The organism is Acinetobacter sp. SM1B (genome assembly GCF_003289665.1).
Classification (GTDB): Bacteria; Pseudomonadota; Gammaproteobacteria; order Pseudomonadales; family Moraxellaceae; genus Acinetobacter; species Acinetobacter schindleri.
On record NZ_QMBM01000012.1, the window covers coordinates 1 to 12,627 of the forward strand.

The following is a 12,627-nucleotide window of genomic DNA, read 5'->3' on the forward strand; positions in this document are numbered from 1 at the left end:
ACAGCGTTGAGGGATAGTTTAAGCGTTTACACAGTTTTATTTACAGTCTCAATTTATCAATCAAAACCAATCAGATACTGCCCACTAATTACTATATTCAGGCAATAAAAAACCCCGGCATCTTGCCGGGGTTTTTATTTCTTCTTCGTGTGCTGTTTTACCCTCTGGTCCTTGTGTAATAACTTATAATTATTGTTTTATGTTATGGAACATCCTGTTCCTGATGGGTTCATCATAGGAAATTTGGCGCTTTTCAAATAGCCGCAAAGAGCCGAGATTTATGTGCGCCAGGGCGTACAAAATAGCCTAAATTTTATCCCCAGCAATTGGGGATAGTTTTGGAACCTGGATCCGCATGAAATGGGCACTGATTACCAAATTGATCATTTATTAATCAATTTTCTTGGCAAAATGTTACAGATTCGCTTAAAAACTCACCAACTTATTACAAAAGCCGATTTTTGAGGTTTTCTTAGTCATGACTAAATTTTTAACTTATTGATATTTATATTAATATACAAGTGTACTTCGTATAACCGCCATTATGTTAAATCAGGTTTAAAACTTAATATCATGTGAATTAAAGTAGGTCGGATCAAACTCTATCTCTCCTATTTCATCCTCGATAATTTGCATGTAATCGTCATATCTTGGATGTTTAGGGTCTTGTAATGCATCTAAAATATCAAGATATCCAAAAATTCCTCCAATATCTTCAAATGGAGCATGATTTTGACCATCTATACAACATGGATATTTTTTATTTAAATCAGGAGATTGTCTGCTTTCTACAGTAATCAAATGTTCCCAACAATCGCCAAAATCATATGTATATATAATTTTTTTACCTACACGTAGAACTTCTTTCAATTTTTGTCTTTTATTGATCTTTTCATGCTTAATAGTCGTGAATTCATGTAAATGGCTATCTTCCCAATCAAAAGCAGATTGAATTGCCTTATGGAGCGTAGATAAAGTAGCTGCCGATGAAATTTGAATAGTTCTCCAGATTTCAGGATCACTGCCTAGAAGACTAATTTTTAATTGAAAAACTTCATCAGAAGATTTGAGCTTTACAGTTCCCATAACAGCCTAGTTCTCAAAAAATAGTTTTAGTAAATCTAAAATTAACATAATACACGTTATACAAATTCCCAGAGCATGGCTTTCAGTCCTGCTTTTTTATCAAAAGAGTATAGCTGAATGATAGCGAGCCAAATAACATAAAGCATCTATCATTAAACTTAATGCAATAATTAAATGATAGCATTATCATTGATCTAATCGAATTAAGGCTAAATGATAGAAATGAATACACGTATTTATCTACGAGCTTCAACTAAAGATCAAGATGCAGAAAGGGCTTTGCAGATTCTTCAGGATCTAAACCAAAACTTGAATTTGGGCGAAACCATTGTGTACGTGGAAAACTATAGTGGTACGAAGTTAAACCGACCTGAATTGAATAAGCTACTGTCAGAAGCAAATCAAGGTGACACCTTGTTGGTTGAAAGTATTGACCGATTATCACGCCTAACCCAACAGGATTTTCAAGAGCTGAAGCGCAGGATTCAGGAGAAAGGACTTCGATTAATTGTGGCAGATCTTCCTACTACCTACCAAATGATTCAAACCAGTGACAGCATTACTCATTCAATCTTGGAACTCATCAACAATATGTTGATTGATCTCCTGGCAACAATGGCCCGCCTAGACAATGAGAAACGTATAGAACGTATTAAGCAGGGCCTGGAACGTTCGGGTTACAAGCCAACAGGTAAGAAAGCCAATGAGGCTAAGCACAAACGAATAAAAGAATTGCTAGCAGCTGGCAATATGACTAAGGAAGAAATTGCCAAAGCAGTGAATTGTGGAGTTGCAACTGTCTATCGAGTTGCTAAAGTTATCTAAAAGAGGCTTATCTCAACGCGCCCCAATGGGGCACCGCTGCATTCAGATTGCTTCACATAAGAGATTTTATGTTAAATATCAGGCCTATAAATTAGAATTTTATACAGTTTCTGCCACTAATTTTAGCTTCATAAAGGTGCTTATCTGCAATCCTAAAGACTTCTGAAATGTCCTCGGAGCTTTCTGGCCAATATGCTATACCTATAGAAATAGTAATGTAGCCTACATTTTCTATAAATTGTTGTTCTACCGCTTTTCTAAACCGTTCTGCACTTTCATAAGCTTCCTCTTTACTTACGTTTGGTATTAGAACAATAAACTCTTCACCTCCATAACGGCAGCAAACATCATTTTTCCTAAAGTTTTTTTGCATAATCTCTGCAAGGCACTTTAGGACTAAATCTCCTTGCTCATGTCCATATGTATCGTTTATTTTTTTAAAAAAGTCTACGTCTATCATTAAAATAGAAAAAAAACTATTTATACTTAATTTTTTCTCTATAGTGAAATTCAAACCTCTACGATTCATTAAACCAGTAAGAGGATCCGTATTAATATGGTAATCCATCTCATTTATTCTTAATGAAAAGCTTCTCATACTTAATAATAATGAAAGCTTAAATTTAACAATCTCATAATACCACGGGATAATGCTTTTAATTTCATTACTTGTTTCTGATTGGTCAAGTGATCCTGCAATAGAAGCAAGTTTATGCAACGGAGATGCGATATAAAATGAGCATTTCCAAACAATATAAAAAATAATTAGATAAAATATAAAAATCCCACCCGAAACCTTATAAATAATTGAATTTGCTTGAGTTAGAAGTTCTAATGTAGGTTGTTGAGAGATAATAATCCAATCAGTAGTTTTGATATGTGCAAATCCTGCAAGGTTATCAACTCCTCGGCTATTGATAAGACGAGTTGTCCCATTTTTGTTTTGTTTTATATATTCCAATCCACTATTATTTTTAGCTATTTCACCAATTCTTTTGTGATCAGGATGAAAAATTATTTGGCCATTTTTATCAATTACATACATGTAACTTTTTCTATAGCCTTCAGTGGTTGTTAAAAGTTGATTGATCACATTTTTTTCTTCTAAATAAATTGTTGATCCGATAAAGCCTTTGTACTTTTTCTTTTCATCAAATATAGGATACGATATAAAAATAATCATATTATTTTTAATAGAGCGATATGGCGTAGAAATATAAAATTTTTTACTCTTTATAGAGTTTCTAATTCCTAATGTAGTTTGTATTTTGGTTTTATCAATATTCAAAATATTAGGAGAATAGTTAATTAATCTACCTAATGGATCTCCTATAACTACACTATTGTAATAGTTAGATTGCATTTTGAGACGTTCTACTTCTGCTTCACGTTCTTCATTATTATATTTTTTCCCTAAAATTTTTGCACTATATTCTAATTCTATAGCAATATTTTTAAAGTAATTGTCTGTACTCATCGCAATTTTATTTGCATACTGAGAATTTAATGATAATGAATTGTTTATAAGTTGTTTTTTTACTACTTGGTAGCTAATAACTAAAGAAATTATAAAAAGACTAGATACAGAAAAAATCGATAAAAAAAGTATTAGTTTTCTTAGGTTTAAATTGAATTTTTTTTCAGCAAATCTAAATAATTTCATGTATTTATGATTAATTAGGCATATGTGGTTAAGTTTATTACACTTTTCTTTCGTAGTTAAAGTAGTGTATTTATTTTTTTTACTTTTATTCATATAAATCTAAAATGAATAGGCAACCCAATATGAAAAACCCCGGCAGGATGCTGGGGTTTTTTATTGCCTATCATTTCTCATTTGCAAAACAAGCATAATGCTCCTAAAATATAGACTATAATCTATATTTTGGTTGTGGTATGTGGATAGTCATTACGACAGATCTATTTAATGAATGGCTTGAACAGCAAGACGAATCAACACAAGAGAAGGTTCTGGCTGCCCTAGTTGTTCTACAGCAGCAAGGACCAAGTTTAGGCCGCCCTTTAGTAGATACTGTCTATGACTCTAAATTTACCAACATGAAAGAGCTTCGTGTTCAACATCGAGGTAAACCACTGAGAGCTTTCTTCGCATTTGATCCTTTACGACAGGCTATTGTTCTATGTATTGCTGATAAAGGCAGTAAAAAGCGTTTTTATAAAGACATGCTGGATATTGCAGATGAACAATACCAACTTCATCTCACCACCCTAGGAGATAAATCTAATGGCTAAGACTCTGCAAGAATTGTTAGCTAGCCGCTCTCCAGAGAGCCAAGCCCGTATTCAAAAAATGGCAGATGAATTACTGCTAGAAAATCAGCTTCATCTTATTCGTGAAGAACTTGAAATCTCTCAAAAGGAACTTGCTGAAACTTTGGGAATAAAACAGCCATCGCTTTCAGCAATAGAAAATCGTGGCAATGATCTTAAGATTTCAACCATGAAAAAGTATGTTGAGGCAATGGGCGGGAAGCTCCGTATTGATGTAGAGCTTCCAACAGGAAAACATATAGGATTCAATGTTTAACAATAAAAATGGGAGCTAAAGACTCCCATTTTTAGATTCGTATAATCGCCATTATGTTAAATTAGCGATATTAAGAATAATTTAGCTTTCGCAAAAAACATATAATTTACTTCTTAAGTAATCCAAACGATTGTTTTCTTTGATAAGTGGATCACCATTGCGATATAAAACGATATCATCCATTGATCCCATTCCTCCAATGGTACTTTGTATTTTATATTTTGCGTATTCTAGATCATCATCAATATAGAACAGTATTCTTTTATACATTTCTGCCCAATGTTCTAAATTCTGTTCTTCAAACAATTCTATTAGTTCTTGAATTGTTGATTTTAAATCTTCAATTTTATTTTTCATAAAAGTATTTTTTAAGATTCTCTAAAATTAACATAATACACCTTATACGAAATGATCTGTAAAAATCCTTTAAAAACAATGTCTTATATCTTTAAAAAAAGCCTAAGCAGTCACTCTTAGGCTTTTTTGGCATTTTTTTATGTTCCACGATCAATAAGTAAGCAATGTTCCACGGGTTTATTCAGTTTTAATAAACCTCATCCGGTTTTTTGAGGAGTCATTATTTCATGTGCTTGCACTGAAATTGGCTCATCAAAAAACTGGAGTCTTGGCTAACCATATGGAAGGAAAAAGCGGCTTAGGAAGCCTCTCTTCTTCTGTTCTTGTTCAACATGCTCCGGGATAGGAATACGCTTATTATCTTGCTGAGGAGTAGTCAATTCGTCATAGTTCGTTGCTAATTCCGACCGAGGATCCGTTGCTATATCCTGTTTAAAGCTCTGATCGGTAAAGGTAGTCATATTGGCTTTTGGTGCTTCTAGTAAGCGCTGCATAGCTTCAATCTGTTCTTGATAAAACGATTCACGTTCTAAAGATTGATTTTCTCTCTGTATTGCCTGATTTAATTGTTTTTCCAGTATGTCAACTTGACGTTTTAGTAAGTCAACTTCTGTCAAGTTTTGACTGTTAATTGATTGACTTTGATTGACTGTATCCTCTTTTTTTTGTGGTTTCCCAAAAACTCTTAGGGCCTCTGAAAAGTCAATTAATCCATCAGATCCTTTAGATAAATTTCCTTTGTTTATATGTGCATATATGGCTTGTCTTGAATATCCATAAAGCTTAGCTAACTCTGAAACTGACAGTTTTTTCATTATGTAAACCAGTTTTCAACTTGTGTTAATACCTGACTGTTAACTTAACAATTTCAATTAACAATGTCATTGAAATCCTAATTTTCTGAGTAAAGGAATTAATTCCTTAAATTTCTCTGCATCTTGCAGCATGGTAGCTATACGTACAGCAAATTGCTGATAGCTTTCTGTGCCTTGTGAATATTTACTCATCTCAGGAAGCTCTGAGAGCTTGTTGGCGAATAGATGGCGTTGTTTATCTGTTATTTTTGAAAAGAGGTCTAATGTATTCGGATCTCTTTTAGATTCGACTGAATGCGTGGCTGATTTTTTCTGTTTAAAGCTAAATGAAAAACCAGTAATAGATCTACCTGTTTTATGCTGTTCAACTTTGACAGTAATATCGGTATGTTCATTTACTTGTTTTAATGCAATGTCTAAAACATATTTTTTAAAATCATACATTCGTTTGTATTCAGTCTCGAGTACACCTATTTTTTGTCTAAAATCATACATAGTTATGAGAGGCGTTTTTCCAGTACTACGCCATGCAATCAATATTTCATATAAACGAACAGCATAAGCACTTGTTAAATTACTTATTTGTTGTATTTCATACTTTGTAAATTGTTCTTCTAACCTAGTAATTAAAGGCACAATAGCAGGGGCAAAAATAAGTCTAACGACAGCTTCATTATCAATATAAGCCACCTCGCTCACCCATCTTGATTTGTGATTAATAATGTTACCTTTTTCACTAAGACTCTGATAACTGAATTGTCTTGCAAACAAGTCATCGCAAGCATCTTTTAACGCCTGATAAGCCGTATTTCGATGTACACCAAACTGATTAATATAACTTTCAGCATGAACTGTTAGTGGATCATTAGCATTTATCCCTTTACCCGATTCCCTTGCTTCAACAATAGCTAGAAGAATTAACCTCTGTTCAACTAGATCGAGGTTATAACTGGCATTGATTAAGGCGTTATCTTTAACAACTAGTTCTGTTTTCATATGAAAAGATTATATTTTTAATTCAATAAGACGAGGTTATATAATTATCTCGCTTAATGCAAGGTAAACCTCGTTTTAATGCAAGGTAAACCTCGTTTTAATGCAAGGTAAACCTCGTTTTAATATCTCTAGAACCATTATGAATAAAGGATTACAGCTTAATTAAAAGCATTTAAAAGCTTAAAAATAATTAAAAGCCCAGGGAGTAAAAAATTGCCCTTGGTTTTCGCTACGCTCAAACTCTATTGAATCTCGCTTTCGCTCGATTTGTTGGGGCAATTTTTGGTTAATATTTTCGTGACTTTTAGAAAAAGCAAAAGCAACTCGGAATTCGCTGCGCTCATGAACTTTTTTTCTCGCTACGCTCGATTTAAGAATCAAATTTGGAAAGTTCGCACCCATGCGGGATGCTCTGGTATGCAGGTGATTGATGGATAGGGAGCTTGTAATCAGGGAAAGGAAAGGGCAAATTTTCTCAGTTCGCTCGTAGACACTCGCTCTGTTTAGCGACTCATGCCACGAGATTTCATTTTAGGCGCATGTTGCTGTGCTTTGAGTTGTTGTTCTTGTCTGAGTTTCAGCTGTTGTTCTGCTTTGATCTCATTCACACATTTTTTAATGACTTGATAGGTTGAGTATAGAGTCTGGTATTGCTTGGCTTTGGCCGGATGTTGTTGTTGGTACTGCTTCCAGGCATGTTCTTTGAACTTTTCATTTTCCAATAAATCCTTCACACCATGTTTTTTCTGGTGTTCATGCTGACCTTTTAGCTTTTTGTGTTCCTGATAAACCTCGTCACGTTGGGCTTCCCAGGCTTTTTTTCCAAACAGTAAGGGTTTGTTCTGGGTTAATTCATTGTGTTGATCGACCAGACTTTGCAACTTGTCATGACTTTGTTTCAGTCTGTTTTTCACGATGTCTTGGGCGAGCTGCTGACTAAACTCATTTTTATGCTTTTGCATCTTGCCCAAGGTGTTTTCTGCCTTTTTAAAAACATCCTGCATAAATTCTAGGTCTAGATTCGCGTCTTTTGCGCTGATTTCGCGTTTTAGCACTTTGCCAAGGGTTTCCCTCTGTTTTTCCTCAAACAGGGCTTTTTCGTCAATTGGTGGCGTTTTAGCACTATTTTTGATTTGGATCTGCTGTTCAGTTTTTAGTGTATTGAGTTTGATCTCATTTTCAGCAATCAGCAGATCCATATTTTTGCCGTATTGCAGCTGAGCCTGATTTCTTTCTTTGATTTCATCATTGGTTCGGCTGATTTCGGTTTCGATGCCTCTTCTACGTAGTTCGGTGACTTTCGGTCCTTCGTGCAGGGTGGCTTCCAGGCCATTCTCCTGGTCTTTGTAGCTGCGGTGGTCAACTCTGGCGGTGGATCCGGCCAGATCCAGGTGCATATTGCAGATATCGGCAAAGTGTTCGCGCCAGTGTTCGATTTCTCCACTGTGTTTCTGATCCAGTTCCCGGGTTTTATCCGTGAAGCCTTCCGGAGTAAGTTTGCGTGTGCTCATCAGGATATGCGCGTGATAATTGCGTTCATCACTACCAGATCCAGTATGCGGTGCATGAATACAGGCATCGACGGCCACCTGATGTCTGTCCACGATACTGGCGCATAGCTCTTCGAGCATGGCCAGGCGTTGTTCCTGATTTAATTCACTTGGAAAAGCGATTTCAAATTCTCGGGCAACTGTCGAGTTTTTTCGGGTTTCCCGTTGTTCAACTTCGTTCCAGAGTCTTTCCCGGTTTTTTAAATGTTCTAGTGCGCCTTCGGGTAAATAAATTTCTTTATATTCCACACCTGTTTTTCGGCTGTAATCATGTTCTCGGCCCTCACGTTCACAATAGATCTTTTCACCTGCCCGATAGGCAATCGCAGCAGTAGCGGAACGCCCTGCTGACCGTGCTACGGTTTTGACTGAAAAGTGGTAAATCGCCATGCCTATTTTTCGCTTTTAAATTTTCACGTAGTGAAATACAACCGTGGATACGGTTGTCGGGGTATTGGGGAGACCCCAATCGGACTTGCAAACGAAGTTTGCATAAGTGCGCTCTTCGAGGAAAACATTACTATAAATATAGCACCTTGAATGCATATTCAAGTGCGCTTATGTTAGGGATGGTTTCCCAGGATGATGATATTGGATTAATGAGCGTTACTGAAACACTAGACAGCAAAATCAAAGCACAAGAAGAAAAGCTAAAGCAGTTAAAGGCTCAAAGACAGGCAGCACTAGCAAGAGAACGTGCCAAAGAGAAAGAACAGGCTCGAAAGGATGATACCAGACGCAAGATTTTAATTGGATCCTGTATGCTAAGAATCACCGAAGGAGATGAACAGGCCAAAGCTAAACTAATTGCTCAGATGGATAAATATTTAACAGATGAACGTGACCGGAAGTTGTTTAATTTATAATTCTTTGGATAGCTTTTTTATATAAACATTTAATTTAAAAGTTAATACTTTTTAAGTTATTTAAATTTACTTTCAGTTCTGTTGGTTGTTTTCCTGAGATGTAAACGTATAGAAAACTCTACTTGGGTTAATCCCATTTTTTCACACCCTGCTTTAGAGTCAGGCAGCCTAAGGTCTGTGGCTTGGCTTGCCTGAATTTCATCACGTTTTATGGCACCTGCTTCTTTTAGTGAAAGGACAAGATGATCAAATAGTTTGTTATTCATGGAGCGGTCCTTTCACATTATTGAAGCCTGGTGGAAATTTTTTATTGAACTAAAAAAAATCTGCCCAAAACTCTACGCCTAAATTTACTAAAGAAGGATCAGTTTCAAATAATTCCTTCAAATTTTGTGCACTCGTATCTGATTTCCAAAATAGGCTATGTAAAGTGACTGACTGCTTTGCAATATTCATCGTATTTTCATCTGAATAGCGAACGAACAGCGAGATAACCTTTTCATCATTTTCATAAAGAAAGCAAAAAATGATTTTTTCAGAAGAGTCATGTCCTAAAATTTCATCTCTTTTCATAGGTTTTAGTACTCATTTCATCAAGTTAACAGAAGGCAATTTCAATACTTCTGATTTTATAAATTTTACTCTTTCAATGATGCAGAATCCTTTATCTATTTCTAATAATCAGTCTTTTAGAATGAGTTTTATACAAAAAATGAGGGAAAAACTCCCTCATTTTTCTTAGTGTTGTTCATGTTCTTTGTAGTACTGATGCTGTCTTCTGGAATTATGTTTCCAACTTTTAGCAACTTTATAGACATATGCTGGAAGATCATCCCATGCTTCAGCTAGACCAGGCCCTCGCGCTACACGAAGTTTAAGAGGATAGTTTTTATATTCAATGCAATGAATTGAATAAAAGCTTTTCTCTTGGTGTGTACTGAATTTTTTATGATAAACACTTTTCACATTAGGAAAGCGTTTATAAAAATAATCATTAGGATGTGGTTTTTTTACAGATTGATGATACTGAGATTTCAGTCTTTTCATGATTCCTCCTAGGTAACATTACCTAGAAGGGATCCTGTGCAAAGTAGTTCATCCTATTGCTCCTAATCTAAAGGGTGATTTTTGAATTCTTCAATATGGTTTCACGCAGAATTTTACGTATGCATATTTGATAGCCTTTATCCTCAGAATTATATAAGAACTCTGCTTGTTAAATCTAAACAACCAAAAAGCTGAAAATTAATATTCAATAATACTACATAGTGGTATATGATGAGTTACTACAAGGTAGTATGAACATCAGCAATGTATACAATATGTGAAACCCCATTATTTACTAAATACTGTCTTGTTTATTGGACTCAGGAAGAGTACGAAGAATTTAAAACATTCTTGGCATTAAATCCTGAAGCCGGAGATGTAGAGCCTAATTCAGGTGGCATTCGTAAAATTAGATGGACGAGTGGTGGTAGGGGTAAAAGTGGTGGTGTCAGAGTCATCTACTTTAATCGTTTAACAAATGGAGAGATCTGGTTATTAACCCTGTACAGTAAAAAGCAAACGGTACAGCTTAGTAAGAAAACTCTTCAAGCATTGGTGGAGAAATTAAATGACTCGTTTAATGACTGAAAAAGAACTCGAAGCTTTTGAAGCAACCAGAGATATTGAAGCTGAAATCTTGCTAGGTATAGATGACATGCTTGCTAATAATGCTGCTAAAAGAACTGTAATCACTGAGACCGATGTAGCATTAGCTCGTAGAAAGGCTCAACTGACACAAGAACAGTTTGCCAAACTTCTGGGTGTTTCGAGACGTACACTCGAATCTTGGGAACAAGGTGCTAGAAGACCTTCAGGAGCAGCAACATCCCTTATTCGATTATTTATTGTTGATCCACAATTTGTAAAAGAAAGCCTGGCTTGATTTATATAGCTCTCGATTGAGGGCTATTCGCTATAACCAGATTCGAGAATCATGATGAAGCATTTAGGATTTGTCGGAAAAAGTACAGAACATCTTGGATATACACATGTTGAAATTATTAACAGTTCTCTCCGACTGTCTTTCAACGTGCCATTAAAGAATAATCCTGAGGAAGTCTTTAGAAAAATGGTAGAAAGCAACTACGATTTATTAATGGCGACCTCATCAGAAATTTCGTTTGAATTAGACCATGAAATAATTGAAAATTTAGAAAAATTAATTAAAAAACAAGGTATTGAATTGGAGGAATTTATTCAGGATACGTTGGTTAAATTTATCGAGGGTGTAAATAATTCTGTGTAAATACAGTTTTAAAAATACTTGGTTACACGCTCTTCAAACATGATACTAAAGCGATTCATGGCAGCTTTCCAATTCTGAATAGGCATCGTCCATTTTTTGCTTGCTGCCATAATTGCTAAATATACCACCTTTTTCACGGAATCATCAGTTGGGAAGATTTTTCTTTTCTTGGTTGCATGGCGGATAACGCTGTTCAATGATTCAATCGCATTCGTCGTGTAAATCGCTTTGCGAATATCCATAGAATAAGCGAAAAACGTGTTTAGATTCGTCCAGTTGGCAAGCCATGACTTGCTGATTTGAGGATACTTCTCATCCCATTTTTGTCCAAATTCATCTAAAGCTTGTAAGGCTGCGTCTTCTGTAACAGCTTGATATATCTTTTTTAAATCGGCTGTGACAGCTTTGTAGTCTTTCCAACTCACATATTTAAGATTGTTGCGTACCATGTGGATGATACACAACTGAATATGCGTATCAGGGTAAATTGTATTGATTGCATCAGGAAAGCCCTTCAGTCCATCTACGCAGGCAATCAGAATATCCTTTAACCCACGATTTTTCAGTTCTGTAAGGACTGAGAGCCAAAATTTAGAACCTTCGTTTTCTGACATCCACATACCTAATAAGTCTTTCTGTCCGTCTGTATTGACACCTAATGCCAGATACACCGCTTTGTTAACAATCGTACTATCTTGACGCACTTTCACGACGATACAATCCATATAGACAATAGGATAAAGGGCATCCAATGGTCGATTTTGCCATTCTATTACTTGTTCTTTAACTGCATCCGTCACTTTGGAAATAAGCGTTGGGGAGACGTCCGCATCGTACATTTCCTTGAATGTGGCAACAATATCTCGTGTCGTCATGCCTTTGGCGTATAGGGATAGGATTTGGCTATCCATTTGTGTGATACGGGTTTGACTCTTCTTGATCAACTGGGGCTCAAAAGTGCCATCACGATCTCTAGGCGTGTCTAGTTCAAATTCACCATCATCAGTAAATAGCCGTTTGGTTGTATAGCCATTACGTGTATTTTTGCCTATACGAGGACTATTCTTCTCATAGCCTAAATGTTCAGTCAGTTCAGCATTGAGTGCAGTTTCAACGGTGAGTTTCTTTAAAGCTTTACTGAAATTATTCAGGTCAGCTTCTGTTTTTAAGTTCTTAGCAAATTCTTTTGCCAATGCCAGCATTGCTTCATCTTTCATGGTAAACACCTGTGTTGCCCCCCAACAGCGTTGAGGGATAGTTTAAGCGTTTACACAGTTTTATTTACAGTCTC

The 12,627-nt window shown here is 35.7% G+C and carries 17 protein-coding genes and 1 pseudogene; 7 read left to right on the plus strand and 11 right to left on the minus strand.

Features of this window, described 5'->3' with window-relative positions:
- Nucleotides 1-558: 558 nt before the first annotated feature.
- Nucleotides 559-1,086: a plasmid pRiA4b ORF-3 family protein gene (locus tag C8322_RS13990; RefSeq protein WP_000537573.1), complete on the minus strand. Its 528-nt coding sequence runs from the start codon at nucleotides 1,084-1,086 to the stop codon at nucleotides 559-561.
- A 213-nt stretch (nucleotides 1,087-1,299) separates the two neighbouring features.
- Here C8322_RS13990 and C8322_RS13995 point away from each other — a divergent pair, with 213 nt between their 5' ends.
- Nucleotides 1,300-1,911 (plus strand): recombinase family protein, encoded by a 612-nt coding sequence (locus tag C8322_RS13995; protein WP_104427055.1) that lies wholly within the window; start codon nucleotides 1,300-1,302, stop codon nucleotides 1,909-1,911.
- A gap of 91 nt (nucleotides 1,912-2,002) precedes the next feature.
- Here the strand turns inward: C8322_RS13995 and C8322_RS14000 are convergent, their stop codons facing one another.
- Entirely contained in the window at nucleotides 2,003-3,574 is a 1,572-nt protein-coding gene (locus tag C8322_RS14000; protein ID WP_111810821.1) for a sensor domain-containing diguanylate cyclase, read from the minus strand.
- Nucleotides 3,575-3,807: 233 nt separating this feature from the next.
- On the opposite strand from C8322_RS14000, the gene C8322_RS14005 reads away from it, so the two are divergent.
- Together C8322_RS14005 and C8322_RS14010 are read left to right on the plus strand one after the other, a co-directional pair.
- Nucleotides 3,808-4,164 (plus strand): type II toxin-antitoxin system RelE/ParE family toxin, encoded by a 357-nt coding sequence (locus tag C8322_RS14005; protein ID WP_004967307.1) that lies wholly within the window; start codon nucleotides 3,808-3,810, stop codon nucleotides 4,162-4,164.
- Nucleotides 4,157-4,459 carry a helix-turn-helix domain-containing protein gene (locus C8322_RS14010; protein ID WP_001140620.1) on the plus strand — a complete coding sequence of 101 codons (303 nt, stop codon included), beginning with the start codon at nucleotides 4,157-4,159 and terminating at the stop codon, nucleotides 4,457-4,459. Before C8322_RS14005 ends, C8322_RS14010 begins: the two co-directional genes overlap by 8 nt.
- An 81-nt stretch (nucleotides 4,460-4,540) precedes the next feature.
- Here C8322_RS14010 and C8322_RS14015 read toward each other — a convergent pair whose 3' ends face one another.
- The 5 genes from C8322_RS14015 to mobQ form a co-directional block, all read right to left on the minus strand.
- Nucleotides 4,541-4,816 carry a DUF6966 domain-containing protein gene (locus C8322_RS14015; protein ID WP_004967304.1) on the minus strand — a complete coding sequence of 92 codons (276 nt, stop codon included), beginning with the start codon at nucleotides 4,814-4,816 and terminating at the stop codon, nucleotides 4,541-4,543.
- 272 nt (nucleotides 4,817-5,088) lie between these two features.
- Entirely contained in the window at nucleotides 5,089-5,631 is a 543-nt protein-coding gene (locus C8322_RS14020) for a plasmid replication DNA-binding protein (protein WP_111810812.1), read from the minus strand.
- Nucleotides 5,632-5,697: 66 nt separating this feature from the next.
- Complete coding sequence (gene repM / locus C8322_RS14025; protein WP_000845975.1) at nucleotides 5,698-6,627, minus strand: replication initiation protein RepM; 930 nt, start codon at nucleotides 6,625-6,627, stop codon at nucleotides 5,698-5,700.
- Between the two features lie 180 nt (nucleotides 6,628-6,807).
- Complete coding sequence (locus C8322_RS14030; RefSeq protein ID WP_111810813.1) at nucleotides 6,808-7,029, minus strand: hypothetical protein; 222 nt, start codon at nucleotides 7,027-7,029, stop codon at nucleotides 6,808-6,810.
- A 101-nt stretch (nucleotides 7,030-7,130) separates the two neighbouring features.
- A complete protein-coding gene (gene mobQ / locus C8322_RS14035) occupies nucleotides 7,131-8,567 on the minus strand; it encodes a MobQ family relaxase (protein WP_111810814.1) in 1,437 nt (478 codons plus the stop codon).
- Between the two features lie 209 nt (nucleotides 8,568-8,776).
- On the opposite strand from mobQ, the gene C8322_RS14040 reads away from it, so the two are divergent.
- The gene (locus C8322_RS14040; protein WP_146747338.1) at nucleotides 8,777-9,043 is read left to right on the plus strand and encodes a mobilization protein; all 267 of its coding nucleotides are present in this window, start codon (nucleotides 8,777-8,779) and stop codon (nucleotides 9,041-9,043) included.
- Between the two features lie 83 nt (nucleotides 9,044-9,126).
- Here the strand turns inward: C8322_RS14040 and C8322_RS14045 are convergent.
- The 3 genes and pseudogenes from C8322_RS14045 to C8322_RS14055 form a co-directional block, all read right to left on the minus strand.
- Nucleotides 9,127-9,309 (minus strand): annotated as a pseudogene (locus C8322_RS14045) (transcriptional regulator); the annotation flags it as partial.
- Between the two features lie 49 nt (nucleotides 9,310-9,358).
- Nucleotides 9,359-9,616 (minus strand): hypothetical protein, encoded by a 258-nt coding sequence (locus tag C8322_RS14050; protein WP_111810817.1) that lies wholly within the window; start codon nucleotides 9,614-9,616, stop codon nucleotides 9,359-9,361.
- Between the two features lie 165 nt (nucleotides 9,617-9,781).
- Nucleotides 9,782-10,090 carry a hypothetical protein gene (locus tag C8322_RS14055; RefSeq protein ID WP_111810818.1) on the minus strand — a complete coding sequence of 103 codons (309 nt, stop codon included), beginning with the start codon at nucleotides 10,088-10,090 and terminating at the stop codon, nucleotides 9,782-9,784.
- Nucleotides 10,091-10,354: 264 nt separating this feature from the next.
- On the opposite strand from C8322_RS14055, the gene C8322_RS14060 reads away from it, so the two are divergent.
- Genes C8322_RS14060 through C8322_RS14070 form a run of 3 tightly spaced genes read left to right on the plus strand, consistent with a single transcriptional unit; the run spans nucleotide 10,355 to nucleotide 11,336 of the window.
- Nucleotides 10,355-10,678 carry a hypothetical protein gene (locus C8322_RS14060; protein WP_000288001.1) on the plus strand — a complete coding sequence of 108 codons (324 nt, stop codon included), beginning with the start codon at nucleotides 10,355-10,357 and terminating at the stop codon, nucleotides 10,676-10,678.
- Nucleotides 10,659-10,973: a helix-turn-helix domain-containing protein gene (locus C8322_RS14065; RefSeq protein ID WP_111810819.1), complete on the plus strand. Its 315-nt coding sequence runs from the start codon at nucleotides 10,659-10,661 to the stop codon at nucleotides 10,971-10,973. Before C8322_RS14060 ends, C8322_RS14065 begins: the two co-directional genes overlap by 20 nt.
- A gap of 51 nt (nucleotides 10,974-11,024) precedes the next feature.
- Nucleotides 11,025-11,336: a hypothetical protein gene (locus C8322_RS14070; RefSeq protein ID WP_228156516.1), complete on the plus strand. Its 312-nt coding sequence runs from the start codon at nucleotides 11,025-11,027 to the stop codon at nucleotides 11,334-11,336.
- 8 nt (nucleotides 11,337-11,344) lie between these two features.
- On the opposite strand, the gene C8322_RS14075 is transcribed toward C8322_RS14070, so the two are convergent.
- Complete coding sequence (locus C8322_RS14075; protein ID WP_111810820.1) at nucleotides 11,345-12,553, minus strand: IS256 family transposase; 1,209 nt, start codon at nucleotides 12,551-12,553, stop codon at nucleotides 11,345-11,347.
- Nucleotides 12,554-12,627 lie beyond the last annotated feature (74 nt).

Excerpts from the sequence above, each read along its gene's own strand:
- C8322_RS13990 (WP_000537573.1), bottom strand. The coding sequence starts at position 1,086 with ATGGGAACTGTAAAGCTCAAATCTTCTGATGAAGTTTTTCAATTAAAA.
- C8322_RS13995 (WP_104427055.1), top strand. The coding sequence starts at position 1,300 with ATGATAGAAATGAATACACGTATTTATCTACGAGCTTCAACTAAAGAT.
- C8322_RS14000 (WP_111810821.1), bottom strand. The coding sequence starts at position 3,574 with ATGAAATTATTTAGATTTGCTGAAAAAAAATTCAATTTAAACCTAAGA.
- C8322_RS14005 (WP_004967307.1), top strand. The coding sequence starts at position 3,808 with ATGTGGATAGTCATTACGACAGATCTATTTAATGAATGGCTTGAACAG.
- C8322_RS14010 (WP_001140620.1), top strand. The coding sequence starts at position 4,157 with ATGGCTAAGACTCTGCAAGAATTGTTAGCTAGCCGCTCTCCAGAGAGC.
- C8322_RS14015 (WP_004967304.1), bottom strand. The coding sequence starts at position 4,816 with ATGAAAAATAAAATTGAAGATTTAAAATCAACAATTCAAGAACTAATA.
- C8322_RS14020 (WP_111810812.1), bottom strand. The coding sequence starts at position 5,631 with ATGAAAAAACTGTCAGTTTCAGAGTTAGCTAAGCTTTATGGATATTCA.
- repM (WP_000845975.1), bottom strand. The coding sequence starts at position 6,627 with ATGAAAACAGAACTAGTTGTTAAAGATAACGCCTTAATCAATGCCAGT.
- C8322_RS14030 (WP_111810813.1), bottom strand. The coding sequence starts at position 7,029 with ATGGGTGCGAACTTTCCAAATTTGATTCTTAAATCGAGCGTAGCGAGA.
- mobQ (WP_111810814.1), bottom strand. The coding sequence starts at position 8,567 with ATGGCGATTTACCACTTTTCAGTCAAAACCGTAGCACGGTCAGCAGGG.
- C8322_RS14040 (WP_146747338.1), top strand. The coding sequence starts at position 8,777 with ATGAGCGTTACTGAAACACTAGACAGCAAAATCAAAGCACAAGAAGAA.
- C8322_RS14050 (WP_111810817.1), bottom strand. The coding sequence starts at position 9,616 with ATGAAAAGAGATGAAATTTTAGGACATGACTCTTCTGAAAAAATCATT.
- C8322_RS14055 (WP_111810818.1), bottom strand. The coding sequence starts at position 10,090 with ATGAAAAGACTGAAATCTCAGTATCATCAATCTGTAAAAAAACCACAT.
- C8322_RS14060 (WP_000288001.1), top strand. The coding sequence starts at position 10,355 with ATGTATACAATATGTGAAACCCCATTATTTACTAAATACTGTCTTGTT.
- C8322_RS14065 (WP_111810819.1), top strand. The coding sequence starts at position 10,659 with ATGACTCGTTTAATGACTGAAAAAGAACTCGAAGCTTTTGAAGCAACC.
- C8322_RS14070 (WP_228156516.1), top strand. The coding sequence starts at position 11,025 with ATGATGAAGCATTTAGGATTTGTCGGAAAAAGTACAGAACATCTTGGA.
- C8322_RS14075 (WP_111810820.1), bottom strand. The coding sequence starts at position 12,553 with ATGAAAGATGAAGCAATGCTGGCATTGGCAAAAGAATTTGCTAAGAAC.